The sequence below is a fragment of the Streptomyces sp. DvalAA-14 genome (assembly GCF_900091855.1).
GTDB lineage: Bacteria > Actinomycetota > Actinomycetes > Streptomycetales > Streptomycetaceae > Actinacidiphila.
Genome location: NZ_FMCH01000257.1, coordinates 1 through 26,179 on the forward strand (window position 1 = coordinate 1; position 26,179 = coordinate 26,179).

A 26,179-nucleotide genomic window follows, 5' to 3' on the forward strand; every position below is an offset into this window, starting at 1 on the left:
GCGCAGCGCAGCGGCCGGTTCGGGCAGCGCGAGGGCCGATGAACGGCGTCCTGCGGGGCGATATCCGACGCACACTATATGAGACAGGCTGTCTCGGCTGGCGGATTCCGGCATCCGAGACGCAGGTAAACAGGCTTGTAAACTCTGCGTGTTGGGGCCTCCGCAGTCCTGCTCGCCCGAGATCATCGGGCTGTGCTGACCTACCCCGGGGATCGTCTGGCCCCGCCGTGGCCGGACGATGCCGAACCCTCTGTTCGCCGCCCTCCCGCCTCCCTCGTCCCCGCCGCATCGTCGCCGCCGGCAGCGGAATCGGTAGTGGTGCCGCCGGCGCCGCTTGTGCCGCCGGCCTCGCCGGTGGAGGCGGCCGTGCCGGCCGCGAAGGTCGGGTGCGGGCCCGGGCCGGCCGCGGCGCCCGAGCGGCGGACGAGGGCGAGAGCGAAGGCGAAGCCCGAGCGGGTGTTCGTCGAGCCCAAGGGGTGCCTTTACGCGCTGTCACAGCCGCCGCTGATGCTCTTCCTGTCCGTGATCGGCGGACTGATCGGCGGGGGCGCCGCCTGGGACCTGCTGTTCACCTGAGTCGGGGCGGGCAGGCGGTCGGGCGGGTCAGGAGGCGTTGGCCTCGCGCCTGCGGGCCCGGTACGCGGCGACGTGCAGCCGGTTCCCGCAGGTGCGGCTGTCGCAGTAGCGGCGGGAGCGATTGCGCGACAGGTCGATGAAGGCCCGGCGGCAGTCGGGCGCCTCGCAGCGCCGCAGCCGGTCCCGCTCGCCCGCGACGATCAGGAAGGCCAGCGCCATCCCGCAGTCCGCCGCCAGGTGGTCGGCCAGGGAGGCGCCGGGCGCGAAGTAGTGCACGTGCCAGTCGTAGGCGTCGTGGTCGGTGAGCCGGGGCGTGGTGCCCGCCTCGGCGATCATGGCGTTGAGCAGGTGCGCCGCGGTGGGGTCGTCGTCGACGGCGAAGACCTCGGTGAAGCGGGTGCGGACCGCCTGCACGGCGTTGACGTCGCGCTCGTCGAGCCGGCCCACCTCGCTGATCCGGTTGCGCTCCACGAACCCCCGCAGCGCGGCGACGTCGGCGATGCCTTCGCGCCCCTCGATCTGCGGCTGGGTGTTGACCAGGTCGACGACGCTGTCGAGCGCGCACCTGGTGTCATGGTTGATCAGCACGGAATCGCTCCCTGCCGGCGGGGTCCGCTGGCTGCGGTTCCGGTGACTCTAGCGCGCGAGAGCCGTCACCGTGAGGTGTGGTCCCCACGCTGGCGGCTCTCACGAACGCGGTGGCCGGCTGCCGTACCGGGGTCTGGTGCGGCGGCCGGCGATCCGGGCTGTCCCCCCGAGTAGGACGGCCGCGGACGTCGGGATACGGGGTCAGCTCTCCGCGAGGATGTGCGAGAGCTCCGTATCGAGATCGAAGTGACGGTGCTCGGTGCCCGGCGGTACCGCGGCGTCCGTCCGCTTCAGGAAGGACTCCAGGGCCCGGGCCGGGGCTTCGAGCAGGGCTTCGCCCTCTGGGGAGCTGAGGGCGATGCACACGACGCCCTGACCGTGGCTGCGGGACGGCCAGACTCGGACGTCGCCGGTACCGGTGGGGCGGTGCAGCCCCTCGGCGAGCAGATCGCGGGCGAACACCCATTCGACCGTCTCTTCGGCACCGGTGTGGAAGGTGGCGTGCACGGCATACGGATCGGCCGTGTCGTACCGCAAGCCCGCGGGTACAGGCAGTGAGGATTCGCTCGACACGACGAGGCGCAGGTGCAGCTCGCAGCTGACCGTGGTGTTCATAAGCGCCATGGCCTTTCGCTCAGTGTGCGCTCGGGGATTCGCACGTCGGCGAAATCGACTTGCCACCTGAGCGGGCGTTGTAAACCCCTCTGAGCGGTTTGTGAAGCTTCTGGTACTTCGTACGGCCTAGTGTTTCGCCCCGTGGAGCACCCAATCGAGTGACGGTCATGCGTCCGGTATGTTTAGAAATGCGACTACGGAGGGTAATGGAGGCTGCAAAGCCGTGGCCCACGCTCCTGGCCCGGCGGGTCGCCTTCGGGGTGCGGCCCGCCCGCGATGTCCGGGGGCCGTCCCCGGGCTGGCCGGACGGTGGCCGGCGGAGGTGCGGGGCGTGGCCGGCGGGCGATCGGTGGTCATGCGCCCTGATCGGGTGCGGTATCGTTGTCGGCACGCCGGGGCGATTAGCTCAGCGGGAGAGCACTTCGTTCACACCGAAGGGGTCACTGGTTCGATCCCAGTATCGCCCACCGCGATCATCCCGCTCGTCCCTCGGTCCGCAAGGGCCGGGGCGAGCGCGATGATTTCCCCGGCAGCGCCGTCCGTCCTTCGACGGGCGGCGTTTTCGTGCGCCGAGGTCGTCGCGCGACGGGTCCGGCGGCGCCCGGCCCGCCCCCAACCACGCGTCCGGCGCGCACACTTGGGGCATGGACCGCTGGAGTCACTACCGATTCCGTACCGTGTGGCACCTCGACGCGGCGCCCGACGCCGTCTACCGCCTGCTGGAGCGGCCCGACCTGTACCCCGAGTGGTGGCCCCAGATCCGCGAGGTGCGGCAGACCGGCGACACCAGCGGCGACCTCCGCTTCCGCTCGGTCCTCCCGTACGACCTGCGGGTCACCGCCCGCTCCACCCGGCAGGACCCGCGGCGGCGCGTCCTCGAAGTCGCCATGGCCGGCGATCTGGAGGGGTGGGTGCGGTGGACCGTCCTGGACGCCACGGCGGCCGCGGATCCCCAAGGCGCCCACCCCGGCACCCGGTTGGTCTTCGAGCAGGAGGTCGTCGTCCGCAAGCGCCTGATGCGCCTGCTGGCCGTCCCCTGCCGCCCGCTCTTCCGCGCCAACCACGCCCTGATGATGCGCGGCGGCCTGACCGGCCTGCGCGCCCGCCTGGCCGCCACGCCCCGGCCGGACATCGCGTTTGAAGCCGAGCCGGGTTGACCGGTATGGTTCACGACGTCCCGGGCGATTAGCTCAGCGGGAGAGCACTTCGTTCACACCGAAGGGGTCACTGGTTCGATCCCAGTATCGCCCACCACAGTTTGACCATGGGAACCCGTTACCTTCCAGGGGCCGTCCGCCAGGGCGGCCCCTGTTGGTTGCCCGGCAGCGCCCTTCCCCGGCCGGGGTGGTTCGTGGTGCCGTCACAGCGGACGTCGTCGCTTGTAGATCGATGGCGCTTTCGGCGCCCCCGTCACCCCAACGCGATCGTGCACCACACGACCTTTCCACCGGCGGGCAGCAGGTAGTAGTCCCACTCCTTGGAGACGGCCTCCAGGATGAGCAGGCCCCGGCCGCTCTCAGCTTCGTCGGAGGCCTGGGTGGGGACCAGGGGCGGTCGGCTGTCGGGGTCGGCGACCTCGGCGATGAGTTGGGCGTTGTCATGCCGAAGCGTCAGCGTGACGCGTGCTTCGGGTGTGCCCGCGGCAACGTGTCGCACGGCGTTGGAGACCAGCTCGCAGACGGCCAGTTCGGTGATGTCGATCTGTTCGTCGGCCACTTGCCAGGCACTCAGCACGTCGCGCACGTGGTGACGTGCCCACGGGGTCGCCTCGGCGCGAGCAGCCAAGTCCAGTGTGCTGACCATCGCTTCAGCCATCATGGTCGGCCGTCCCGGGGGTCAAGGCGGCGATGAACACCGTGCCCTTGATTTTCTCCTGGCGGGCCCGGTGAATGGCTTCGTCGTCCATGCCGTCGAGGAGACGGAAGTAGCCGTAAAGGCGTGGTCGGATTGCGGCTGTTGTCATGCTGTTGCTCCTGTGCCTGAGGGACGAGCCCTAGGGAGCGTGGGCGGAAGTACCAGCTGGGCGTCATGGCGCCGCTGCATGGGTGGATATGCGCGGGACGTATGGACTGCCGGGCACCGCCTGGCTACTGTCCGTAGGCTTGGCCTTTGGCACTGGCGCATGGCGGCCTTGGGGTACGGAATGGCACAGCAACAGGTTCGGCACTGCTCGTGCGGTACGCGGCTGGCCCGCGACAACCGGGGCGCGTTATGTGCTTCCTGTCTGCGCCGACGGGAAACCGCGTCCATTGCCCAACCGCCGGAGGTGCCCGAGGAGTTCTGGCAGGACGACCGGCTCCGCGAGGCCCTGGCAGGTTGGCACATGGGCCAGGTCTTCTATGCCTATCGCGTTCACCCGTGGCACAGCCGGGTCGTATCGCAGGAGACGCTCGCCGGGTGGCTCGGGCTCACCCAGGCGCAGCTCAGCCGTATCGAGAGCGCCAGCACTGCACCGCAGGACCTCGGCAAGCTCATGAGCTGGGCGCATAGCTTGCGCATCCCGGGCTACCTACTGTGGTTCAAACTGCCAAGCGAGAAGCCTGCGGAAGCCGCCGAAGCACCACCAGCAGCAGTGACAACGCAGTCTCCAGGCGACGCGCTCTTGCCGGTGGTAGTCAACGGCCGGCCGGTGTTCGTTCCAGTGAATGCGCACGCCCTGGCGATCAGCGGATTTGGCAGCTTGCTCGAGCAGTCGGATCAGGCCGGCGACGCGAGCGACCCCACGAGCGCCACGGAGCAAGACGCGATGACTTCCCTTAACCGCCGATCCGTACTCCAGGGCAGCTTCGCCGTTGCCGCACTGCCAGGTCTGAGCCTGACTGATCTTCAGCAAGTTGCCTCAGCCCTTACCGACGCACGCCGACAGGCGGATGGCCCTCCCGTAACGCGCTTCCGCACGCAACTCGCGTCCTACAAGCAGGACGACGGAACGCTTGGGCCGAAGCGCGCGCTGCCGCTGGTGCTTGGCATGCTTGGTGCGATCGAGCAAAGCGCCCGAGATGCATCTGCGAACGTCCGCCGCGAGCTGCTGTCGGTCGGAGCCGACGGTGCAGAGTTCGCCGGATGGCTCTACCGCGACATCCACCGGCCAGACATCGCCGGGTTCTGGTACGACCGCGCGATGGAGTGGGCGCAAGAGGCTGACGACCCTGCCATGCAAGGCTATTTGCTCCTCAAAAAGTCACAGATGGCTTATGACGAACGGGATGCCGCGCGACTGTTCACGTTGGCCGAAGCGGCTGCGAACGCGCGCTGGCAGCTTCCACGCCGGGTGCAGGCCGAGGTGACGCAACAAGCAGCTCTCGGGGCCGCCATGCTCGGCGAACCGCTCGTCAGCGTTCGACGGAAGCTTGAGGATGCCCAAGCTTTGCTTGGCCTTGCTGCGGACGATCATCACGAACTGGGGGCGTACTTCACGGAAAGCACGCTCCTGCTCCGTAACGCCGTCACTCTGACGGAAGCGGGCAAGCCCGGCATGGCAGCAGAGTTGTTCGGCGAGGTCATCGCAGCCGGCGGCCTTTCGGTTCGAGATGGCGGCTTCTTCAACGCACGGCGAGCGGCAGCCTTGGCGCTCAGCGGCGAACCGGACGAAGCCGCCAACGTCGGTCGAGAGTCGGCCGGCGTAGCCCACGCCATGAGGTCACAGCGCACAGTGCAGGTTCTCGGTGAGGTACTGCAATCACTTGCGCGGTGGCGCAGTCGTCCCGCTGTGCGTGAGTTCCGCGAAGCCCTACACGTCGCCTGAACTTGACGCCGGTTCCGCGGTCAGCCAGGCGGCCACGGTACGAATGACGAAGGCCTGGTACTCCTGGCTCTTCGGGTCGAGGTACTGGGGATCATCGTGCACGGCGAAGCCGTGCTGCGAACCCGGAACCTCAATGAGGTCGACCGGAGCCCGGAAGCGAGGCACGGCTTCGCGTGACGACTCGACAGGAACAAGCGTGTCGGCGTCACCGTGGACGATGAGCGTCGGCGCTTGTACCTGACGGATCGCCTCCTGTGTCGGGAACCAGAAGACTTCGTTGAGCAAGGGCCGACCATGTCGCAGCGTGGGCGTGAACCGAATCCCGCCGGACTTGTTGAGCTCCTGGGCAGCTTCTTCGGTGATGGACTCGTCCACCCAGTACGGCCGGCTGTCGACGGTCCGCCATTTGTAGTTCAGCTGCGGGTTGAACAGCACCAGGCGCGTGACTTCCGACGGCCGATGTGCGGCGTAATAGACCGAGACGCCACCGGTGAAGCTCGCAGCAAGCAGGGTGATGTCCTGCGCCGTGGTGGCTTCCCGTGCGTACGACAGGGCGACGCGAATATCGTTGAGGATGGTTGCGAGCGTCAACTCCTCCTGGCGACCCTCGCTCTCACCGTGTCCGCGGAGGTCGAAACGGAGGGAAGCCACGCCGGCGTCGGCGAGACCGTCCGCCAAGCGAGCGAAGAAACCGCCCTCCTCCCGCGTGACACCGCCGCCGTGGACGAGTACCACAGCGCTGGTCGCACGATCCCGCGGTGTGACGAGAGTTGCCGCCAGGCGCAGACCGTCGAGGCTGCGGATGGTCACGATGTCGGAAGGCATGGCGGCAAGCGTAATAGGGGCGTCCAGCGGCAGACAGGTGGCCAAGTCAAGCAGGGATTACCGATCAGGGAGGCCACTGCTCGTTCCGTCCGCGTCGGCTGCGGGTGGACGAAGCCCGCGCACCAGCTCACCCGGATCGACTCCCAGGATCTCGGCCAGCTTCAGGATGTTGTGCAGCGACAGGTTGCGCTGGCCGCGCTCCACCTGCCCGATAAACGTGGCCGGCGTGGCCCTGACGCTGCTGGCTCACTGGAGCAGCGCCCACAGTTCGAGCAGCTGGTTGAGCGATCTACCGGTGATGAACATTGGTTCGGCGCTGTTCACGACCGGCCTCATCGCCATCTTCTTCGAGTACGTCGACGAGGCCGACGCCGAGGTCCGGCCCGAGCGCTTGCGCAAGGTGCTCGTCGAGGAAGCGCCAGCCACCCGCGACGCGGTGGTGGACGGCTTCGCGTTCGCACCGGACTCCCTTAGGAACGTGGCCTCCCCGTAGACGCTCGACCGCATCGTCGAAAACACGTTGGCCATCCGCCTCGGCGACAAGGATCTAGCCGCCGACGCCTACCAGGACCTTCGGGAACAGATCATCGGTGCGAAGCAACGCCGGCGAGACGCACATGTCACCGTTGCCCTGGCTCCGTGGGCATCCGGGCCGCCCTCTGGCCGTGGCTCGATGTTCGTGGTGACGGTGAGCTGGGAGTACCGCGTCGTGCCGGCCGGCCCTGTACTGCGCTTCTCCTGCGTCTCCGATCTGGACGCCTTCCGGGAGTTGTCTGCCGATCCAGCGTCTGCAGCGGCTTGGTACTTCGAGCCGATAGACGGGTTGGGTGCAGCGTCGGCCGAGGTCTTCGAGCTGGTGCAGGTTTCCGTTGACAGCAAGCCGCGGTCGGCACGTTACCAGGGGGCAGAGTCATTCTGAGCCGGCGCCGTTCTTTGGCGTGATCGAAAGCCGCGTCCGCTCGCCTCAGGCCTAAAGGCCTGCTTCTCTTTTGTTGTCCTCGGATTGCTGTAGGCCGTCCTGCCATGCCCATAGAACAGCTACGGCCGCCCCGGCATAGATGGCACCGTAAACGTAGATCATCCCGCCTATGTGTGCACTTGCTTTCACGAGAACGTATGCTGTATAGCCACCGACTACCACGAACACCCCTACGTAGGTAATAGCCGTGGTGATTTTGTGTGGCCAGCGAGAGATCATAATGTTCATGATCTTCTCCGTGGGTGTGTACCCGATGACATCGCGGATTGATTGAGCTAGCCCTGTTCTTAGAAGAAGCTCCTTTTCGAGCCTCTGGATGGTGACAGCGTTCAGCATGGCACAGATGGTGAGTTGCGAATGAAACGCTGCGATCATCCACATTAAGAGCGGGAGCGCTGGCACAAGATTCCAGGGAATGACACTGCCGAATTTGTCCGCGAAAGCGAGAGTGCCGACTGCGTACGTGGCGCCAACTCCGACGAGGGCTAGTCCTATGTTCATGATCGAGGAGTTGTCGGCCCTGGTAGAAGAATATACGGCCGTTATCGCATCAATGTTACTGTTGGGATTAGTGGGACTCGTCATGGCACTCCCTGATTCTAGCTAGCCGCGGCTAAGCGCAGGCCTGACATGCCCCCTTGCCGAGAGTTGAAACCACTATGCGGACAACGCACGCACGATGCTGTAGTCGACGCCAGCACCGAGCTCATGTGCTGAGATGAAACCTGCCGACGACGAGAATATTGCCAATAGACTGGCTCCGACTTTCGTCAAATCCGGACTGCTTGCGGACGACGGTGGCCCCTACGTAGCCAGTATCACCCAGCAGTACGGAGGAGCCTTCGCGAAGCTCGGCGCGACATTCGAGGGCGGCGGCGGAAGTGTTCAACGGCAAGGAAATCGCCGATCTGAACGGCGTACTGACTGGATTTCAGGCGATGATGAACTTTGTCGATTCCGTCATCACTGCCGGTTCTGACGTGCTGAAGCTTGAGTACACGGTCTTTAAGATCCGGTATCTGGCTCTGTACACAGTGCTGGCAAGCCTGCGCGTGGGTCTCGCAGCTGCACGCCGCGCTGGTGGAGATGCAGGCGCACAGAGTCGGCACTCACGTTAAAAAAATCGGCGACTCGAGCCAAGGACGAGCCTTGGGCGTACAGGTGCTCGGCCTTGTCGATGTCGGCCTCGGTGAGCCGTTGCCAATACGTCCCTACGCCTTGCGGCTTGAGAATCTCGCTCACTGTCCGGCGTTCGATCCTGAACCGGTCGGCAAACTGGTACACGGTCGAACCCGTCTCGTAGGCCGTAACCAGGTCTGCGATTTCCTGGTCCTTGAGCCGCCTAGCGGTGCCTGTTTCGGTGCCGGTTCCCGCTCTACAGGCCGCGCGTCCGGTCCTGGCAAGGTAGCGACAAGGTGCCGGAGGGCCTGGAGCTGGGCTTTTGTGTCCAGAAGTGAGCCGTGTCGCCCACCCGATCCGCCCCATTCCGAGCCCGGCCCATCAGCGGCCGATTGGGGTGGGGCGGTTTTCGTCGGTCACCCGGCGTGGGCAGCGGCCGTCGGTCACCCGGTGTGGGCGGCGGCGGCCCGGTCGATCGCAGGTCCGAGAAAGGCGGTCGTCAGCTCCGCGCGGCGGTTGATCCACCGCTCGGTGGCAGGGGCGGGCTCGCCGTAGCGGCGCTGCCTGATGTCGGCCACCACCTCGCCGGGGGCGCCCAGTCGGGTGAGTACGTCGAGCGCCTCGGCCTTGGTGATCAAGGTGCCGTTCCGCAGCGTCGTGACCGCTCTGGCCAGGGTCAACAGGCCGACGTCGACCCAGACATCGCGTTTCCACCGCTCGGGGTGCGCCAGGGCCGGCCGCCAGTAGTCGCGGAGATCCGCGACGACGAACGCGGCGAGCTGCCCGTCGGTGACCACCGGCAGCAGGCCGGCCGGTGGCCGCCCGTACAGCACGCGCCCGAACTCGTGCAGCTCTCGCCGGGTCACCGGGGTGACCGGCCGGCGCATCAGCTCCTCGTGGGCCCAGGTGAGGTGCGAGCGGGCCGGATCGTCCAGCTCGGCGGCCGCGAGGTAGCTGCAGTGCAGCTTCGCCGCGAGGGGGACGGCGCGGCCCAGGCTCTCGTGCAGCTCTCCGAGCCGCTCTTCCTCCACCGCCGTGCACGGCCGGTCCAGGACGGCGATCAGATCAAGATCGCTCCGGCCCACCTGGTAGTCACCCCCGGCGAGCGACCCGTGGGCCCACATCGACACCAGCGGTACCACGGGCCGGGCCGCACCGACGAAACGGATCAGGAGCTGCTCGGTGAGCTGATCTGCCATGGGGACAGTCTGGCGCGCGGTCGGCGGCCGCCGCGACGAGCCGGGTCCAACCGATGCGGACGGCAGGAGTATTGACTCCCGCCAATCGTGAAAGAATACTTTCACGTCATGGATAGCGATCATCTGCTGGGCGACCTCACCATCACCGACCCCAAGGCGATGCGCGCCCTGTCCCATCCGGTGCGGCTGGCGATCCTCGACCTGCTGCGCCGCGACGGTCCGGCCAGCGCAACTGAACTCGCCCGGGAGATCGACGCCTCGCCGTCGGGCATCAGCTGGCACCTGCGCCACCTGGCCGGCTTCGGCCTGGTGCGCGACAGCGAGCCCGGGCCCGACCGCCGGTACCGGCGCTGGGAGGCGGTGGCCCGGGGCTTCCGCTTCGAGGTACCGGAGGATCCGGACGACGAGGAGGGCAGGTCGGCCGCACGGCTGCTGTCCCAGCAGATGTTCGTGCAGGCCGGGGAGATACCCGCCCGCTGGGTGGCCGAAGTCGAGCCCGGGCTCGAGCCGGTCTGGCGCCGCCTGGCCGGCCTGGCCAACACCCGGGTGGTGGTGAGCGCAAGCGAACTCGCCTTCATCGAGGCCGAGTTCGAACGGGTACTGGCGCCCTACGTGACCCGCGAGGCGGCCGACCGGCCGCTGGACGGCCGCCGGGTGCGACTGATGCGTTACGTCCTGCCCGAGCGCGCCGGGCTGCCCGCGGGGGGCGGCAAGTGAGCGGCGCGGCGCCGCCCGCGGCCCCCGGGTCCCTCTGGCGGGACGGGCGGTTCGTACGCTTCTGGTCCGGACAGACCGTCTCCCAGTTCGGCGACCGGATCACCGAACTGGCCCTGCCGCTCATCGCCGTGACCACGCTGCACGCCTCCGCCAACAAGGTGGCCTGGCTGACGGCACTGGTCTGGACGCCGAACCTGGCGGCCCTGGTGCTCGGCGCCTGGGTCGACCAGCGCACCCGCAAGCGCCGGCTGATGGTCGTCGCCGACCTTGCTCGCGCGCTGGTGCTGCTGAGCCTGCCGGTGACGTACCTGGCCGGAGTCGTGACGCTGGGGCAGCTCTACGCCGTCGCGTTCCTGACCGGGACCGCCGCGGTCGTGTTCAACACCGCCTACTCGGCCTTCTTCGCCCATCTGGTGCCGCGGGCGTCCTACGTGGACGCCAACAGCAAGCTCAGCACCAGCCGTTCGGCCTCCTACGCGGCCGGCCCGGCGATCGGCGGGGCACTGGTGCAGGCGCTGAGCGCTCCGGTGGCCGTCCTCGCGGACGCGGCGTCGTTCCTGGTCTCCGCCTTCCTGGTCGGGCGCATCCGCACCGAGGAGCCGCCGCCCGCCGAGGCACACCCCTCGCTGCTGCGCCGGGCGCGGGAGGGAATGACCTTCGTGGTCCGCCACCCGCTGCTGCGGGTCACCCTCGGCTGCGCGGCCACCCTCAACTTCTTCACCTTCATCGCCAGTACCGGTCTGACGGTGCTGTTCGCCACCCGTGTGCTGCACCTGACGGCCGGCGAGATCGGCCTGGCGCTCGGCGTGGGGGCGACCGGGGGGCTGCTGGGCGGGGTGATCGCACCCCGGATGTCGCGCCGGTGGGGCGTGGGGCCCAGCATCGCGGTGGGCGCGGTGCTCTATCCGGCGCCCATCGCCGTCGCGGCCCTCGCCGGCGGGCCGTTGTGGGTCCGCGGCGGGGCACTGGCGCTGGCGGAGTTCCTGTCCGGGATCGGGGTGATGTTCTTCGACGTCAACCTCAACTCGTTGCAGACCTCGGTCATCCACGACGGGATCCGCAGCCGGGTCTCGGGCGCGTACAGCACCGTCAATTACGGCGTGCGCCCGATCGGCGCCGCCGTCGGCGGCGTGCTCGCCACCTCGATGGGACTGCGCGCGACACTGCTGCTGGCCGCGGGCGGCGGCGCGCTGTCGGTGCTGTGGCTGGTCTTCTCACCGGTGCTGCGCATCCGCACCCTGGACCAGGCACCCGCCGCCGCGCCGGCACAAGACCAGGCCGGGCGGGCGGACACGGAGGTGGCGGCGAAGAAACCGTGACATCGGAAGCCCCGATCCGCGGCGCGGCGGCGCGGATCGCGCGGCCGGAACGCGCACCTGCCTCACCACGTCGGCCGTCGCGGCGATCTTCGCCGCCGCCGCTCGACCCGCTGACCTCCTTGCCGCTGCCCGCGCCGCCGCCGCGCCGCCCGCCCTGAAGGACGGCCGCCGGGTGGAAAGGGACCCGCGGGACGGAGGACGCCTGGCGAGGCGCCGGCCGCAACCGTCCCCGGAGGTCGGGGAGGTCAGCGCTGTCGCAGGTCTTTACGCCACGGCCGTGGATGGATTAGAACGGCAGTGGTCCGATGTTACGTGGCCGCGCACCACAGTTCGCCAGCAACGGCGTTCAACTACGCGCATAGCCGGGTTCATTCATCGGACCACTTGCCGCGCATCGGCCGGTCGAGCGTCGTACAGCCCTGGAGGGCCCCGTGCAGATCATCCCCGTGTATCGAAGGGGGCGGCTCCGCCGTGCCCTCTCGCTCTGGTCGGCGCTGCTCGCCGCACTCGCCGGCTTTGCCCTGGTGGGCCCGGGCAGAGCCGTGGCGGCCACGGAGGGGGCTGCCGCGACGACGGCCACCACCGCCTGGCAGCACGGGGCCTTCGACCTCGATCCGGCCGGGGTCGTCAGCCGGTCCGACATCGTGCTCGGATCGCCCAACGTGTCGCCCACCGCGTCCACGCCGCTGGGCAACGGATCGCTGGGCGTTGCCGCGTGGGCGGCCGGCGGCTTCACCGCCCAGCTGAACCGCTCGGACACCATGCCGGACCGCAAGTCGCCCGGCCAGCTCAACATCCCCGGCCTGTCGGTGATCTCGCACGCCAGCGACTTCACCGGACGGCTCGACCTCACCGACGGCGTGCTGCGCGAGTCCGGCGGCGGCATGTCGATGAAGGCGTGGGTGGCGACGGACAAGGACGAGCTGATCGTCGATGTGGCCGGCGCCGACCCCGGCGTCGCCCAGAGCGCCACCATCAACCTGTGGTCTCCCCGCAAGCCGGCCGCCGCGGTGTCCGGCACCGTCGGCACCCTCGCCGAGACCTGGGTGGACGGCGGTCCGCCGATCGGCAGCGGGAAGACCTTCGGGTCACTGGCGGCCATCACCGCCGGCGGCCGGAAGGTGCAGACCACCGTGGCCGGCCCCACCCAGGTGAAGGTCAGCTTCACCCCGCGCGCCGACGGGACCTTCCGGGTCGTCGTCGCCTCGCCCGGGTGGAACGGCGGCACCGCCGCCAAGACGGCCACCAGGACGGCCGTCAAGCTGATCGGCGGTGACGCGACCGCCCGGGAGTCCGCGCTGATGTCCGCGCAGGACAAGTGGTGGCAGCACTACTGGACCAACTCCGGCCTGGTCGAAATGAACTCGGCCGACGGCAGCGCCGCCTACATCGAGAATCTCCGCACGCTGTACCTCTACGAGGAAGCGGCGTCCATGAAGGCTGGCATCTACCCGGGCAGCCAGGCCGGCGAGGCCGACATGTTCGCCTGGGACAAGGACACCCAGACCTGGACGCCGTCGGCGTACTGGCTGTGGAATCTGCGCACCCAGATCTCCGCCAACATGAGCTCGGGCAACTACCAGCTCAACACACCGATCTTCGACATGTACGCCGACGACACCGCCGACATCGAGGCATGGACCAAGCTGGCGATGGGCGGCCTGCCCGGCTCCTGCGTGCCGGAGACCATGCGGTTCAACGGCAACGGCCTCGACATCCCGACCGGCAACTGCAGTGAGGCCAGTTCGCCGAACTGGAACGCGCTGGACATCTCCAGCGGGCCCGAGGTGGCGCTCTACATGTGGCAGCAGTTCCAGGCCACCGGCGACGTGAAGACGCTCAAGAAGTACTTCCCCTTCATGAAGTCCACCGCCGAGTTCCAACTCGCTTACCAGAAGGTCGGCCCCGACGGGCTGCTGCACGCGAACGCCAACGCGCACGAGACCCAGTGGGCCGTCCAGGACCCCACCACCGACATCGCGGTGGACCGTACGCTCTTCCCGATCATCCAGCAGGCCGCGAAGAAGCTCGGCACGGCCCGTACCAGTGACGCCGCCCTCGTCCAGCAGGTCACCAAGGCCATCACCGAGATCCCGCCCTACCCGCGGACCGACCAGACCACCCGGACCCAGCTGCTGAACCCGGACTACACCGCGGCCGAGACGGCGGCGGCGGACGCAACCGGCACCGACATGATCGCCATCTCGTACCAGCCCGCCGCGGCGCGCCAGAACGGCGAGAACATCGAGCTGGAGCCGCTGTGGCCGTGGAACACGGTGAGCGACCAGGACAGCAACTCCTTCTCGCTGGAGCAGCGCAGCTACGCCCACCGGCCCAACAAGGGCGGCAACGACTGGTCGATGGACGCCATCGACGCGGCCCGGCTGCAGAACCCCGCCGAGGTGCGCAGTGACCTGATCTCCATCACCGAGGGGCACCAGGTGTACCCGAACGGGTTCGCCGATCTGGGCAACTCGGTCGGCTACCAGCCCTACATCGAGCAGGAGTCCGGCGCCGCGACCGCGGTCGACGAAGCCCTCGCGCAGGACTACGACGGCATCATCCGCTTCGCGCCGGCCTGGCCGGGCGACTGGGACGGCAGCGGCAGCGTCGCCGTCCAGAACAACGGCAGGGTCGACGTCCAGGTGCAGGGCGGCGCCCTGGTCACCGCCGCCATCGAGGCGGGCGCCACCGGCACCCAGCGGGTCAAGAACCCGTGGCCCGGCCAGCAGGTCGAGGTCGTCAACGGCAAGAACGGGCACGTGGTCGTCCCGGCCGGCAGCGAGGACATCATCGACGTCCCGGTCCAGGCCGGCAAGACGTACCTCGTGCAGCAGGTCGCCGCGCCCACCACCGCGCTGCCGCACGCCGCGGTGACCGGCGCCGCACCGACCGCCGCCCGGCATCTCGGCGGCGTCCAGATCGGCCTGGACACCACCGCCCAGTCCGGTACCGGCACCGCGACCGCCGGGACCGTTCTCGGCGCCACCAACCACGCCTACGGCCTGACCCAGGTCGACTACCCCGGCTCCACCGGTGCCACCACCACCGCCTCCGTGGTGGACGGCCTCACCGCGCGCACCACCGGGGACCCCACCAAGCGCGACGGCAGCGACCTGTACTTCGACCTCGACAACGACATCGCCGCGACCGGCGCCTACGACGCGCAACTGGCGGTGTCCTACTTCGACTCGGGCACCGGCACCGTCTCGGTGCAGTACGACGCCGGGCCGCAGGACCGGAACCACGTCGCCGGCACCATCACACTGACCGGCAGTCAGACCTGGAAGACAGCCGAACTGGACCTCGGCGGCGCCTACTTCGGCGGTCTGGAGAACGCCGGCGCCGACTTCCGCCTGCACTCCGACCACAGCGGCATCACCGTGCACAGCGTCGGCGTGACCGTCACCGGCCCCTGGGTGCCCGACCAGCACGCCTTCCCGCCCGCGCCGGCCATCACCACCCCGCGCAGCGGGGCGACCGTCAAACTCTCCTCCGCCGTCACGGGTACGGCGATCCCGGACGGCGCCGTGACCGTGCACGAAGGGACGACGTCCCTGTGCACCGCCACCGCGGACGACACCGGCGCCTGGAGCTGCGCCCCCGGTGGCGGATTCACCCCGGGGCGGCAGACCGTCACCGCCACCGCGACCGATCCCAGCGGGCTCACCGGTGACCCGTCCGCGGGCATCGCCTTCGACGCCTCCGACCTGCCGCCCGGTACCGCGGTGGTCGGCTCGGTGGTGGGCGCGACGAACTACGCCTACGGCATGAGCGAGGACGAGAAGCCCTCCGGCGGCTTCGACGGGCCGACGACCGCCTCCGTGATCGACGGCCTGACCGCACGCACCAGCACCCAGAGCAACATCTACTTCGACATCGACGACTCCGTCGCCCACGCCGGCTACTACTCGGCGGCCTTCACCGTGGCCTACTTCGACCAGGGCTCCGGCTCCTTCGCCGTGCACTACGACAACGGCTCCGCCGACCCCTACAAGTCCACCGCCAGCATCCAGCTGACCGGGACCAACACCTGGAAGACCGCGACGGTGACCGCCTCCGACGCCTACTTCGGCGGCCAGGAGCACTCCGGCGCCGACTTCCGGCTGCGCAACGGCGGCGGCCAGGTGACCGTGCACAGCGTCACCGTGAAGATCAGTGGGGACGGCGTCCCGAACGCCACCGACTTCGCCCCGCCGGTGACGATCACCTCGCCCGCGGCCGGCGCGACCGTCACCGCCACCCCGGCCGTCTCGGGAACGGCCGAGCCGGACGCCACGGTCACCGTCAAGGCCGAGGACAGCACGCTCTGCACCGCCACCGTCGCGGACGACGGCACCTGGAGCTGCACCGCCTCGGCCGCCCTGGCCGCCGGAGCGCACACGCTCACCGCCACGGCGGGCGACGTGACGGCCACGCCCGCGGCGCCGGCCACCGCGGCGGTCACCGTGCAGTAACGACCGCAGCCGACCCGGCGCCCAAGGAGCGCCGCGGACAGGTCTTCGGCCGGGGACCCCGCTCGTCGCGGGGCCCCGGCCGTCGCCATGACCGCCGGGTGACAGCGCTCAGGCCACCGCGGCGGCTTCCGCCGGCTCGGCGGCGCCGGCCCGGTCACCCCGGTCCACGTGGACGAGGCCGAACGCGACCGGCTGCTGACATCGCTCCAGGGCGGTATCGACACGTTCGAGGACGCCTGCGGCGGGGACCCGGAGTGAAGCCGCCGCGGTGAGTCGCGCGCCGGGTGCTCGGGCGCCGACGGCGGCGGGCGGGCGGCCGGGGGGAAAAGCCGTGACGCGCAACGCGCCGGGCTCGGTACGATTCGAGGGTACGGCGGCCACGACGGCCGCCGGTGAGCCATCTCAAGCGTCGCCCATGTCAGGAGCAGACCGGTGTCAGACCTCCGTGTGATCATCAAACGCGATTCCGCCGAACCGGAAGAGCGAGTGGTCACGACGGGCACGACCGCGGCCGAGCTGTTCCGGGACGAGCGCTCGGTGGTCGCCGCCCGGATCGCCGGTGAGCTGAAGGACCTGGCCCACGAGGTCGCCGACGGCGACGAGGTCGAGCCGGTGGAGATCACCAGCCAGGACGGCCTCAACATCCTGCGGCACTCCACCGCCCACGTCATGGCACAGGCCGTCCAGGACATCTTCCCGGACGCCAGGCTCGGTATCGGCCCGCCGATCAAGGACGGCTTCTACTACGACTTCGACGTCGACAAGCCGTTCACCCCCGAGGACCTCAAGGCCGTCGAGAAGCGGATGCAGGAGATCCAGAAGCAGGGCCAGCGCTTCGCCCGCCGGGTGGTGACCGACGACGACGCCCGCGAGGAACTCGCCGCCGAGCCCTACAAGCTGGAACTCATCGGCATCAAGGGCTCCTCGGCCGGTTCCGACGACGGCGCCGACGTCGAGGTGGGCGGCGGCGAGCTGACCATCTACGACAACCTCGACCCCAAGACCGGCGAGCTGTGCTGGAAGGACCTCTGCCGCGGCCCGCACCTGCCCACCACCCGCGCCATCCCGGCCTTCAAGCTGATGCGCAACGCCGCCGCGTACTGGCGGGGCAGCGAGAAGAACCCGCAGCTGCAGCGGATCTACGGCACCGCCTGGCCGACCAGGGACGAGCTCAAGGCCCACCTGGAGTTCCTGGCCGAGGCCGAGAAGCGCGACCACCGCAAGCTCGGCACCGAGCTGGACCTGTTCTCCTTCCCGGACGAGCTGGGCTCCGGCCTGGCCGTCTTCCACCCCAAGGGCGGGGTGATCCGCAAGGAGATGGAGGCGTACTCGCGGCGCCGCCACGAAGAGGCCGACTACGAGTTCGTCAACACCCCGCACATCACCAAGGCCAAGCTCTTCGAGACCTCCGGCCACCTGCCGCACTACGCGGAGGGCATGTTCCCGCCCATGGAGTTCGAGGGGCAGGACTACTACCTCAAGGCAATGAACTGCCCGATGCACAACCTGATCTTCGACGCGCGCGGGCGGTCGTATCGCGAACTGCCGCTGCGCCTGTTCGAGTTCGGCACGGTCTACCGCTTCGAGAAGTCCGGCGTCGTGCACGGCCTGACCCGGGCCCGCGGCTTCACCCAGGACGACGCGCACATCTACTGCACCCGGGAGCAGGTGCCCGACGAGCTGGACTCGCTGCTCACCTTCGTGCTCAACCTGCTGCGCGACTACGGGCTGAACGACTTCTACCTGGAGCTGTCCACCCGCGGGGACTCGGACAAGTTCATCGGCTCGGCCGAGGAATGGGCCGAAGCCACCGAGCAGCTGCGGCAGGCGGCCGGCAAGCAGGGCCTCGAACTGGTCATGGACCCGGGCGGGGCGGCCTTCTACGGCCCGAAGATCTCGGTCCAGGCCAAGGACGCCATCGGCCGCACCTGGCAGATGTCGACCATCCAGGTCGACTTCCAGCAGCCGGCCCGCTTCCACCTCGAATACACCGCGGCCGACGGCTCCCGCCAGCAGCCGGTGATGATCCACCGGGCGCTGTTCGGCTCCATCGAGCGGTTCTTCGCGGTCCTGCTGGAGCACTACGCGGGCGCCTTCCCGGCCTGGCTGGCCCCGGTCCAGGCGGTCGGCATCCCGGTCGGCGACGCGCATGTGCCCTACCTCCAGGAGTTCGCCGCGGAGGCCAAGCGGCGCGGGCTGCGGGTCGAGGTGGACGCGGCCTCGGACCGGATGCAGAAGAAGATCAGGAACTGGCAGAAGCAGAAGGTGCCGTTCATGATCATCGTCGGCGACGAGGACATGACCAACGGCACGGTGTCCTTCCGCTACCGGGACGGCTCCCAGGAGAACGGCATCGCCCGCGACGTGGCGCTGGCCAAGCTCGTCGACGTGGTGGAGCGCCGGGTCCAGGTCTGAGCCGTACGGCGGGTACGGCCCCCGGCGCGCTGCTTGTCAGCCCGCCGGGGGCCGTTCGTCGTCCCGGGTGAACACCTGGATCAGCCAGGAGGAGAAGGCCCCGGTGACCGCGCCGAGCAGCGCCAGCCCGGCGATCATCATGCCGGTGGCCAGGGTGCGGCCGAGCGGGGTGACCGGGGTGATGTCGCCGTAGCCGACCGTGGTGAGGGTGGAGGCCGTCCACCAGACCGAGTCGCCGAAGGTGCGGATGGTGGCGCCCGGGGCGCCGCGCTCGGCCTGGTAGACCGCGAGAGCGCCCGCGAAGCCGAGCAGCACGGCGCTGCTGCCGGCGTAGGCGATCACCCGGGCGTACAGGCTCAGCCGGGGCCGGTCCCGGCGCCGCTGGACCGCGTCGTAGAGGCGGATGATGCGCAGCGGGCGCAGCAGCGGCAGCAGCAGGACGGCCGTGTCGAGCAGATGGTGGCGGACGTACCGGGGCAGCGGACGGTGACCGTCCAGCCACCAGCGGACCGCGTAGTCCGCGGCGAAGACCGCCCAGATCGCGAAGGTGACGGCCAGCCAGAGGGTGCGCCAGGGCCCGGCCGGCCCGCGGTCCAGGACCTGGACGGCGTAGGCGCCCAGGAAGAGCAGGGAGGCCATCGACAGCGGGAGTTCGCTGCGGGTCTCCCAGCGGGACAGGCGGCTGTCGGCGTCCATCCGGTCAGGATCGGGGCAGCTGCCGGCGCTGGGGCCGCCGACACGCTTCCGGGCACCGAAGTCCTATGCTTCTCGGCATGACGAGTGAGCCGGAACAGCAGGACGGGGTGGGGGAGCCGGACGGTTTCCAGCGGCTGTGGACCCCGCACCGGATGGCGTACATCCAGGGCGAGAACAAGCCCACCGGCCCGGGCGCCGGCGACGGTTGTCCGTTCTGCGCGATTCCGGCCAAGTCGGACGAGGACGGGCTGGTCATCCACCGTGGCGAGCACGTGTACGCGGTGCTCAACCTCTACCCGTACAACAGCGGGCACCTGATGGTGGTGCCCTACCGGCACGTGGCCGACTACACCGACCTGGACGCGGCCGAGACCCTGGAGCTGGCCGAGCTGACCAAGCACGCGATGACGGCGCTGCGCGCGGCCTCGGGCGCCCAGGGCTTCAACATCGGGCTGAACCAGGGCTCGGTGGCCGGCGCCGGCATCGCCGCCCATCTGCACCAGCATGTGGTGCCCCGCTGGGGCGGCGACATGAACTTCATGCCGGTCGTCGGGCACACGAAGGTGCTGCCGCAGCTGCTGGCGGACACCCGGAAGATCCTGGCCGACGCCTGGCCGCGGTAACGGCTGGCGCCTGGCCGCCGTAGCCGTCGGCCGAGCCACGTGCTGGTGCCGCCGGACCTGTCGCCTCGCGTGGGCGGGCCGCGCGGTTCCTCGCGCCCCTGAGTGGCCGGCCTTGGTGGAAACGCCGCACCACCCCGGGGCGCGACCGGCCGCGACGGTGGGGCGCCGGCCCCACCGCCCCGGCAACCCCGGGCGGGCAGCCCTACACGTCGTAGGCGTCGGCCTTCCGGGGCTCGACGCCCTGGACCAGGCCGCTGAGGACCATCGAGCGGTTGGTGAAGTGGGCGGTGTCCACGCCGTTCTCCGTCATGACGTGGATGGCGGCGGCGTGCACGGCCCGCAGCACCGGGGTGGCGGCGCGCAGCGCGTCGTCGGCCATGAAGCGGTGCTGCCACGGCTTGTCCGCCCAGGTGTGCCGCAGCCCGAACGGCTCGGGCAGCTTCAAGGTGCCGCCGAGGTAGTCCAGGATCGACGGGAAGCGGGTCAGCGGGGCGCGCGCGGCCAGCCGGACGACCTCACCGGTGTCGATCAGTGGCAGCGATACGGTCTTGGTCTCCCAGAACTTCATCGGTTTGGTGATGGTCTTCTCCTTGGCCGGCGGCCCGGAGGTGAACAGGCCGTCGATCGGCCCGAGCGCGTGTCCGGTGACCTCGACCCGCAGCGTGTGGGCGAGGACGGTGACCGTCACCATGAGGGTGATCACCAGATTGCCGTCCCAGAGCACGAACTGGATGCCCAGGTAGTGGCGGCTGCCCTTGCCGAACTGCTGCTCGTTGCATATCCGCTGGATCTCGAAGTCCTTGACGGAGAAGCCGTCGACGTCCGAACCGGTGGGCCGGGAGATCTTGCCGGCGCCCGCGCCGATCGGCACCACGATCCAGTGCTTTATGGACGCCTTGGGGAAGCCGCCGGTGTGCAGCGGGCCGCGTTCCAGCATGCGCAGGCGGTCGTGGATGGCGCGGACCACGTCCCAGCTGCGGAACGGGTGGATCTCGGCGAGGCCCTCGCGGGGGACCAGCTCCTCGGCCATGTGCCACGAGCCCCAGCGGCTGCCCATGCCGAGTATGCCCTTGGGGCCGGCGTAGAAGACGACGTTGCTCGCCTGCTCGGCGGACAGCTTGGCCAGGCTCTGCCGGAGCGACTCGGCGCGGATCTGGTTGGGGTTGCGGGGGACCGCCTCGGGGATCTTCGCGCCGATGCCGCTGCCCTTGACCAGGCCGTCCCACCGGTCGCGCAGGTCCTTGGCGGTGCGCTCGCAGATCCGCTTGGCCCAGTACCAGCCGATGACGGGCGCGATCATCAGTACCCGGAAGTACTCGCGCCAGAAGCCGCTGAAGGGCGGCCGGATCGCGAGCAGCACGGTGAAGCCGATGGCCACGGCCAGCACGACGCCGCCGAAGGCGCCGGCGCCCTTGCGCTTGCCGCTGAGCGCGGAGAGGGTCTTGCGGAGCTGGAAGGCGCCCAGCCACACCAGGACGCCCGGCAGGAACAGGACGCCGAAGACGCCCATCAGGATCGCCAGCCGGTTGTCGCGTTCCTGCCGGATGCGGTTGGCGGCCAGGCAGTGCTCGACCACCGACTGCGGTTCCACGCCGAAGGACTGCACCAGTTCGCCCCGCGAGGCGCCGAGCATCCGGTTCTGGACCGCGCGGGCCCATGCCTCGCCGAGGTTGGGCTGGAACAGCGACAGCCGGGGGGCGGAGACGGCCGCGCCCTCGTTGATGTCGACCAGGGCGGTGACGGGGGAGTCGCGGTACGCGGCCGAGGCGAGCGCCTGGGTGGCGGCGGTGCCGCCGTCAAGGCCCGTCAGCGGGACCTGCGCCCCCGGGCTGAAGTCGAACCCGTTCGTCACCACGGCCCCCAGCCGGTCCGATTCCGCCCACTACTGCCCGCACCCGCCCGGCCGGACGGTCGCCCTGCGGCGCCCGCTCCCACCGTGCCCACATCCGCTCGTACAACGCTTCCGACCGGCCCATTCCCCACCGGCCGTCACATCACACGTTCACGGCCCCCACCACATTAGCGGCGCGGCGGCCCGCGGGGTGGCCGCGAGCCGCCGATTGGCCCGGACGAGAGCACAGTTGGCGCTCATCGGATGATCGACTGACGGATTTTCGGCGGTCGGGCCGGCCGTTCCCCGGCGGTTCGGGCGGCCGTTCCACCGGCCGGTCAGGCGGCGGTTCAGCCGGCCGGCGCCCCCTTCTGCCGGCGCAGCTTCGCCGCGACCCCGGCGGGCATCGGCTCGTGGCGGACATAGGCCCTGCAGAACCGTCCGGTGCCGTGCGAGACGGAGCGCAGGTCCACCGCGTAGCGGCCGATCTCGAGCTCCGGGACCTCGGCGGTGACCCGGGAGCGGCCCGGGCCGGCCGCCTCGCTGCCCAGCACCCGGCCGCGGCGGCCGGACAGGTCGCTCATCACCGCGCCCACATGCGCGTCGGGCACCAGCACACGCACCTCGGCGACCGGCTCCAGCAGATCGATCCGGGCGGTCGCGGCCGCCTCGCGCAGCGCCAGTGCGCCGGCGGTCTGGAAAGCGGCGTCGGAGGAGTCCACCGGGTGCGCCTTGCCGTCGGCCAGGGTGACCTTGATGTCCACCACCGGGTGGCCGGGCGTGACACCCCGGGCGGCCTGGGCGCGGACGCCCTTCTCCACCGACGGGATGAACTGCCGCGGCACCGCCCCGCCGATCACCTTGTCGACGAACACGATGCCGGAGCCCGCCGGGAGCGGCTCGACCTCGATGTCGCAGATCGCGAACTGGCCGTGCCCGCCAGACTGTTTGACGTGCCGGCCGCGCGCGGTGACCCGTTCACCGAAGGTCTCGCGCAGCGGCACCCGGTGCGCGACGGCGTCGACCCGCACCCCGTAGCGGCCGCGCAGCCGCTGCAGGGCGACATCGGCGTGCGCCTCGCCCAGGCACCACAGGACGAGCTGGCGGGTGTCGGGATTCTGCTCCAGGCGCATCGTCGGGTCCTCGGCCACCAGCCGCGACAGGCCCTGCGACAGCTTGTCCTCGTCGGCCTTGCTGTGCGCCTCGATCGCCACCGGCAGCAGCGGATCCGGCATCAGCCAGGGCTCCATCAGCAGCGGCCGGTCCCGGCCGGACAGGGTGTCGCCGGTCTCGGCGCTGGTCAGCCGGGCCACGCACACCAGGTCCCCGGCCGCCGCCGACGCCACCGGACGCTGGTGCCGGCCGAACGGACAGGACAGGGCGCCGACCCGTTCCTCCACGTCGTGGTCCTGGTGCCCGCGGCTCTCCATGCCGTGCCCGGACACGTGCACGGTCTCGTCGGGCCGCAGGGTGCCGGAGAAGACCCGGACCAGGCTGATCCGGCCGACGTACGGGTCGGAGGAGGTCTTGACGACCTCGGCGGCCAGCGGGCCCTGCGGGTCGCAGGCCAGCGCGGGCCGGTCGGCGCCGTCGGGGGCGGTGACGGGCGGCGCGGAGCGCTCCAGGGGGGTCGGGAAGCCGCCGGTGACCAGTTCCAGCAGCTCCACGGTGCCCAGTCCCTGCCGGGCGCCCTCCGCGGCGGGCGCGGCGGCCAGCACGGGGTGCAGGGCGCCGCGGGCCACCGCCCTTTCCAGGTCCGCCACCAGCGTCCCGGGGTCGATGTCCTGGCCGGCGAGGTAACGGTCCATCAAGGTCTCGTCCTCGCTCCCGGCGATGATCCCCTCGATCAGCCGGTCGCGGGCCCGCTCCATTTCCGGGGCCAGCCCGGGTCCGGCCCCGGCGTCGGTGCGCCCGCCGCCGGAGTAGTCGTACACGCGCCCCGAGAGCAGGCCCGCCAGGCCGGTGACGGGCGCGTGGCCGTCCGGCCCGGCCGGGCCCTGCACCGGAAGGTAGAGCGGCAGCACCGCGTCCGGATCGTCGCCGCCGAGTTCGCGGGCGCACTGCTCGGCCATCTCCTCGAAGCCGGCCCGGGCCGACTCCAGGTGGGTGACCACCACGGCCCGCGGCATGCCGACGGCCGCGCACTCGTCCCACACCATCCGGGTCGCGCCGCCGATGCCCTCGCCGTCCTGCGCGGCCGAGACCACGAAGAGGGCCGCGTCCGCGGCGCGCAGACCGGCCCTCAGTTCCCCGACGAAGTCCGCGTAGCCCGGGGTGTCCAGCAGATTGACCTTGAACCCGCCCCATTCCACCGGGACGAGGGACAGCTGCACGGACCGCTGCTGCCGCCGCTCCATCTCGTCGTGGTCGGAGACCGAGCCGCCGTCCTCGACCCGGCCCGCCCGGTTCACCGCCCCGGTGGCCAGCGCGAGCGCCTCCACCAGAGTCGTCTTGCCCGCTCCGCTGCTGCCGACCAGCACCACGTTGCGCACCTGCTCGGGGCGGTCGGCCGCCGGTACTCTGCCGGCGGCGCCTGGTGTCGTGTCTTTCCTGTCGGATCCACCACCCATGTGTCTCGCCTCCCGGTCCGTCCTCCCACGGGGGTCTTCCGACCTTCCCACGGCAGTCATGGCACGTCCATATGCCGTACCCGCGGCGGTGATCCGGGGGTCGGCGAAGGGGGCGGGAGCCGGTCGGGGCGGTGCCACACGTGTTCGGCGCGCGGGGGCTGGCTACGATGGGCCATCCGGCGGCCCGTCCGGCAGCCGTGCTCCACGCTCGTGTCCGTCGTCCGCCCGCTCCACCTCGTCGTCCGCCGCGCCGTCCACAGACGACCGTTGCCGTTCGGTGACGCTCACTGTCGTTCGTTTCTGGTTCGCCGGTGATCGTCGTAGTGGGGCGCCGTCGTTCGTTCCGATCCACCGACCTGTCGGGAAGGCCATGCTGAACAAGTACGCGCGTGCGTTCTTCACGCGTGTTCTCACGCCGTTCGCCGCATTTCTCATCCGCAGGGGGGTCAGCCCCGACGCCGTGACCCTCATCGGCACCGCGGGAGTCATCGCGGGCGCGCTGGCCTTCTACCCCAGGGGCGAGTTCTTCTGGGGCACCGTCGTGATCACGCTGTTCGTCTTCTCCGACCTCGTCGACGGCAACATGGCCCGCCAGATGGGCCGCTCCAGCCGCTGGGGCGCCTTCCTGGACTCCACGCTGGACCGGCTCGCCGACGGCGCCGTCTTCGGCGGGCTGGCCCTGTGGTACGCCGGTCACGGCAACGACCAGGTGCTGTGCGCGGTGTCCATCTTCTGCCTCGCCAGCGGCCAGGTCGTGTCGTACACCAAGGCGCGCGGCGAGGCCATCGGCCTGCCGGTGAACGTCAACGGCCTGGTGGAACGCTCCGAGCGGCTGGTGATCACGCTGGTGCTGTGCGGCCTGTCCGGCTTCCACCGGACCTTCGGGGTGCCCGGCATCCAGTGGCTGCTGCCGATCGCGCTGTGGGTCGTCGCGGTGGGCAGCCTGATCACCCTGGTCCAGCGGGTGGTCACGGTACGCCGGGAGTCCGCCGAGGCGGACGCCGCGCTGGCGCGCGAGACCGCGGACCACGGGAGCGGCGTGTGAAGGAACGCCTCACGGACGGCTTGTACGGCCTGGGCTGGGGCGCCGTCAAAACGCTCCCCGAACCGGCCGCCCGGGCATTCGGCCGCAGCGTCGCCGACCTGGCCTGGCGGCGGCGCGGCAAGGGCGTCCAGCGGCTGGAGGCGAATCTGGCCCGGGTGGTGCCGGACGCGAGCCCGGACGCGCTGCGCGAGCTGTCCAGGGCGGGCATGCGCTCGTACCTGCGCTACTGGATGGAGTCCTTCCGGCTGCCCACCTGGAGCAAGGACCGGATCCGCGGCGGCTTCGACCCCGCCGACGTGCACCACCTGACCGACGGACTGGCGGCGGGGCGCGGCGTGATCCTGGCGCTGCCGCACATGGGCAACTACGACCTGGCCGGCGCGTGGGTCACCACGAAACTGGAGACACCGTTCACCACGGTCGCCGAGCGGCTCAAGCCGGAAACGCTCTACGACCGGTTCGTGGCCTACCGGGAGGGCCTGGGGATGGAGGTGCTGCCGCACACCGGCGGCGCCGCCTTCGGCACGCTGGCCCGGCGGCTGCGGGCCGGCGGGCTGGTCTGCCTGGTCGCCGACCGCGACCTGTCGGCCGGCGGCGTCCAGGTCGACTTCTTCGGCGAGCCGACCCGGATGCCCGCCGGGCCGGCGATGCTCGCCCAGCAGACCGGCGCGCTGCTTCTCCCGGTCACCCTCTGGTACGACGAGTCGCCCGTCATGCAGGGCCGGGTGCACCCGCCGGTCCCGGTACCGGAGGAGGGCGACCGGCCGCAGCGCACCCGGGTGATGACGCAGGCCCTCGCGGACGCGTACGCGGCCGGCATCGCGGAGCACCCGCAGGACTGGCACATGCTGCAGCGCCTG

General features: G+C 70.2%; 24 protein-coding genes and 2 tRNA genes. 15 read left to right on the top strand and 11 right to left on the bottom strand.

The window, feature by feature from the left end; translation table 11 throughout:
• Nucleotides 1–366: 366 nt before the first annotated feature.
• Nucleotides 367–576 (top strand): hypothetical protein, encoded by a 210-nt coding sequence (locus tag GA0115240_RS36855; RefSeq protein WP_176725062.1) that lies wholly within the window; start codon nt 367–369, stop codon nt 574–576.
• A gap of 27 nt (nt 577–603) precedes the next feature.
• On the opposite strand, the gene GA0115240_RS13305 is transcribed toward GA0115240_RS36855, so the two are convergent.
• Entirely contained in the window at nt 604–1,164 is a 561-nt protein-coding gene (locus GA0115240_RS13305; RefSeq protein WP_093736887.1) for a CGNR zinc finger domain-containing protein, read from the bottom strand.
• Nucleotides 1,165–1,365: 201 nt separating this feature from the next.
• The gene (locus GA0115240_RS13310) at nt 1,366–1,779 is read right to left on the bottom strand and encodes an SsgA family sporulation/cell division regulator (protein WP_003959770.1); all 414 of its coding nucleotides are present in this window, start codon (nt 1,777–1,779) and stop codon (nt 1,366–1,368) included.
• A gap of 395 nt (nt 1,780–2,174) precedes the next feature.
• Between GA0115240_RS13310 and GA0115240_RS13315 the strand changes: the two genes are divergently transcribed.
• From GA0115240_RS13315 to GA0115240_RS13325, 3 genes are all read left to right on the top strand, one after another.
• Nucleotides 2,175–2,246: transfer RNA gene (locus GA0115240_RS13315), tRNA-Val, on the top strand.
• A gap of 177 nt (nt 2,247–2,423) precedes the next feature.
• Entirely contained in the window at nt 2,424–2,936 is a 513-nt protein-coding gene (locus GA0115240_RS13320; RefSeq protein ID WP_093736888.1) for an SRPBCC family protein, read from the top strand.
• Between the two features lie 22 nt (nt 2,937–2,958).
• Nucleotides 2,959–3,033: transfer RNA gene (locus GA0115240_RS13325), tRNA-Val, on the top strand.
• A 156-nt stretch (nt 3,034–3,189) separates the two neighbouring features.
• Here GA0115240_RS13325 and GA0115240_RS13330 read toward each other — a convergent pair.
• Nucleotides 3,190–3,597: an ATP-binding protein gene (locus GA0115240_RS13330; RefSeq protein WP_093736889.1), complete on the bottom strand. Its 408-nt coding sequence runs from the start codon at nt 3,595–3,597 to the stop codon at nt 3,190–3,192.
• Nucleotides 3,587–3,742: a hypothetical protein gene (locus GA0115240_RS36860; RefSeq protein ID WP_161302196.1), complete on the bottom strand. Its 156-nt coding sequence runs from the start codon at nt 3,740–3,742 to the stop codon at nt 3,587–3,589. The genes GA0115240_RS13330 and GA0115240_RS36860 overlap by 11 nt, the downstream gene beginning before the upstream one ends.
• A gap of 303 nt (nt 3,743–4,045) precedes the next feature.
• Between GA0115240_RS36860 and GA0115240_RS13335 the strand changes: the two genes are divergently transcribed.
• The gene (locus tag GA0115240_RS13335; protein ID WP_093736890.1) at nt 4,046–5,524 is read left to right on the top strand and encodes an XRE family transcriptional regulator; all 1,479 of its coding nucleotides are present in this window, start codon (nt 4,046–4,048) and stop codon (nt 5,522–5,524) included.
• On the opposite strand, the gene GA0115240_RS13340 is transcribed toward GA0115240_RS13335, so the two are convergent.
• Entirely contained in the window at nt 5,510–6,349 is an 840-nt protein-coding gene (locus GA0115240_RS13340; protein WP_093736903.1) for an alpha/beta hydrolase, read from the bottom strand. The two genes, GA0115240_RS13335 and GA0115240_RS13340, sit on opposite strands and share 15 nt — an antisense overlap.
• Nucleotides 6,350–6,406: 57 nt before the next feature.
• Nucleotides 6,407–6,553 (bottom strand): helix-turn-helix domain-containing protein, encoded by a 147-nt coding sequence (locus GA0115240_RS13345; protein WP_218087424.1) that lies wholly within the window; start codon nt 6,551–6,553, stop codon nt 6,407–6,409.
• A 22-nt stretch (nt 6,554–6,575) separates the two neighbouring features.
• On the opposite strand from GA0115240_RS13345, the gene GA0115240_RS13350 reads away from it, so the two are divergent.
• On the top strand, nt 6,576–6,842 hold the full coding sequence (locus GA0115240_RS13350; protein ID WP_093736892.1) for a hypothetical protein: 267 nt from the start codon (nt 6,576–6,578) through the stop codon (nt 6,840–6,842).
• A gap of 27 nt (nt 6,843–6,869) precedes the next feature.
• On the top strand, nt 6,870–7,268 hold the full coding sequence (locus GA0115240_RS13355; protein ID WP_093736893.1) for a hypothetical protein: 399 nt from the start codon (nt 6,870–6,872) through the stop codon (nt 7,266–7,268).
• 51 nt (nt 7,269–7,319) lie between these two features.
• Here the strand turns inward: GA0115240_RS13355 and GA0115240_RS36145 are convergent, their stop codons facing one another.
• Entirely contained in the window at nt 7,320–7,913 is a 594-nt protein-coding gene (locus tag GA0115240_RS36145; protein WP_141708828.1) for a hypothetical protein, read from the bottom strand.
• A gap of 296 nt (nt 7,914–8,209) precedes the next feature.
• On the opposite strand from GA0115240_RS36145, the gene GA0115240_RS36865 reads away from it, so the two are divergent.
• Complete coding sequence (locus GA0115240_RS36865) at nt 8,210–8,446, top strand: hypothetical protein (RefSeq protein WP_161302198.1); 237 nt, start codon at nt 8,210–8,212, stop codon at nt 8,444–8,446.
• A 444-nt stretch (nt 8,447–8,890) separates the two neighbouring features.
• On the opposite strand, the gene GA0115240_RS13365 is transcribed toward GA0115240_RS36865, so the two are convergent.
• The gene (locus GA0115240_RS13365) at nt 8,891–9,646 is read right to left on the bottom strand and encodes a nucleotidyltransferase (RefSeq protein WP_093736894.1); all 756 of its coding nucleotides are present in this window, start codon (nt 9,644–9,646) and stop codon (nt 8,891–8,893) included.
• 108 nt (nt 9,647–9,754) lie between these two features.
• On the opposite strand from GA0115240_RS13365, the gene GA0115240_RS13370 reads away from it, so the two are divergent.
• From GA0115240_RS13370 to thrS, 4 genes are all read left to right on the top strand, one after another.
• Nucleotides 9,755–10,363 (top strand): ArsR/SmtB family transcription factor, encoded by a 609-nt coding sequence (locus GA0115240_RS13370; protein WP_093736895.1) that lies wholly within the window; start codon nt 9,755–9,757, stop codon nt 10,361–10,363.
• Nucleotides 10,360–11,682, top strand: a complete 1,323-nt coding sequence (locus GA0115240_RS13375; protein WP_093736896.1) for an MFS transporter — start codon at nt 10,360–10,362, stop codon at nt 11,680–11,682. Before GA0115240_RS13370 ends, GA0115240_RS13375 begins: the two co-directional genes overlap by 4 nt.
• Before the next feature lie 431 nt (nt 11,683–12,113).
• Nucleotides 12,114–16,139, top strand: coding sequence for an Ig-like domain-containing protein (locus GA0115240_RS13380; protein WP_093736897.1), 4,026 nt, complete (start codon nt 12,114–12,116; stop codon nt 16,137–16,139).
• Between the two features lie 432 nt (nt 16,140–16,571).
• The gene (gene thrS, locus GA0115240_RS13385) at nt 16,572–18,554 is read left to right on the top strand and encodes a threonine--tRNA ligase (RefSeq protein ID WP_093736898.1); all 1,983 of its coding nucleotides are present in this window, start codon (nt 16,572–16,574) and stop codon (nt 18,552–18,554) included.
• Nucleotides 18,555–18,590: 36 nt separating this feature from the next.
• Here thrS and GA0115240_RS13390 read toward each other — a convergent pair whose 3' ends face one another.
• Nucleotides 18,591–19,250: a potassium channel family protein gene (locus tag GA0115240_RS13390; protein ID WP_093736899.1), complete on the bottom strand. Its 660-nt coding sequence runs from the start codon at nt 19,248–19,250 to the stop codon at nt 18,591–18,593.
• A gap of 65 nt (nt 19,251–19,315) precedes the next feature.
• On the opposite strand from GA0115240_RS13390, the gene GA0115240_RS13395 reads away from it, so the two are divergent.
• Complete coding sequence (locus GA0115240_RS13395; protein WP_176725063.1) at nt 19,316–19,873, top strand: HIT family protein; 558 nt, start codon at nt 19,316–19,318, stop codon at nt 19,871–19,873.
• Between the two features lie 202 nt (nt 19,874–20,075).
• Here GA0115240_RS13395 and GA0115240_RS13400 read toward each other — a convergent pair whose 3' ends face one another.
• Together GA0115240_RS13400 and GA0115240_RS13405 are read right to left on the bottom strand one after the other, a co-directional pair.
• A complete protein-coding gene (locus GA0115240_RS13400) occupies nt 20,076–21,725 on the bottom strand; it encodes a hypothetical protein (protein WP_093736906.1) in 1,650 nt (549 codons plus the stop codon).
• Nucleotides 21,726–22,054: 329 nt separating this feature from the next.
• On the bottom strand, nt 22,055–24,274 hold the full coding sequence (locus GA0115240_RS13405) for an elongation factor G-like protein EF-G2 (protein ID WP_093736900.1): 2,220 nt from the start codon (nt 24,272–24,274) through the stop codon (nt 22,055–22,057).
• A 370-nt stretch (nt 24,275–24,644) separates the two neighbouring features.
• Here GA0115240_RS13405 and pgsA point away from each other — a divergent pair, with 370 nt between their 5' ends.
• On the top strand, nt 24,645–25,319 hold the full coding sequence (gene pgsA, locus GA0115240_RS13410) for a phosphatidylinositol phosphate synthase (RefSeq protein WP_093736901.1): 675 nt from the start codon (nt 24,645–24,647) through the stop codon (nt 25,317–25,319).
• Nucleotides 25,316–26,179: phosphatidylinositol mannoside acyltransferase (locus GA0115240_RS13415; protein ID WP_093736902.1), on the top strand; the 864-nt coding region annotated here is incomplete at its 3' end. The genes pgsA and GA0115240_RS13415, both read left to right, overlap by 4 nt.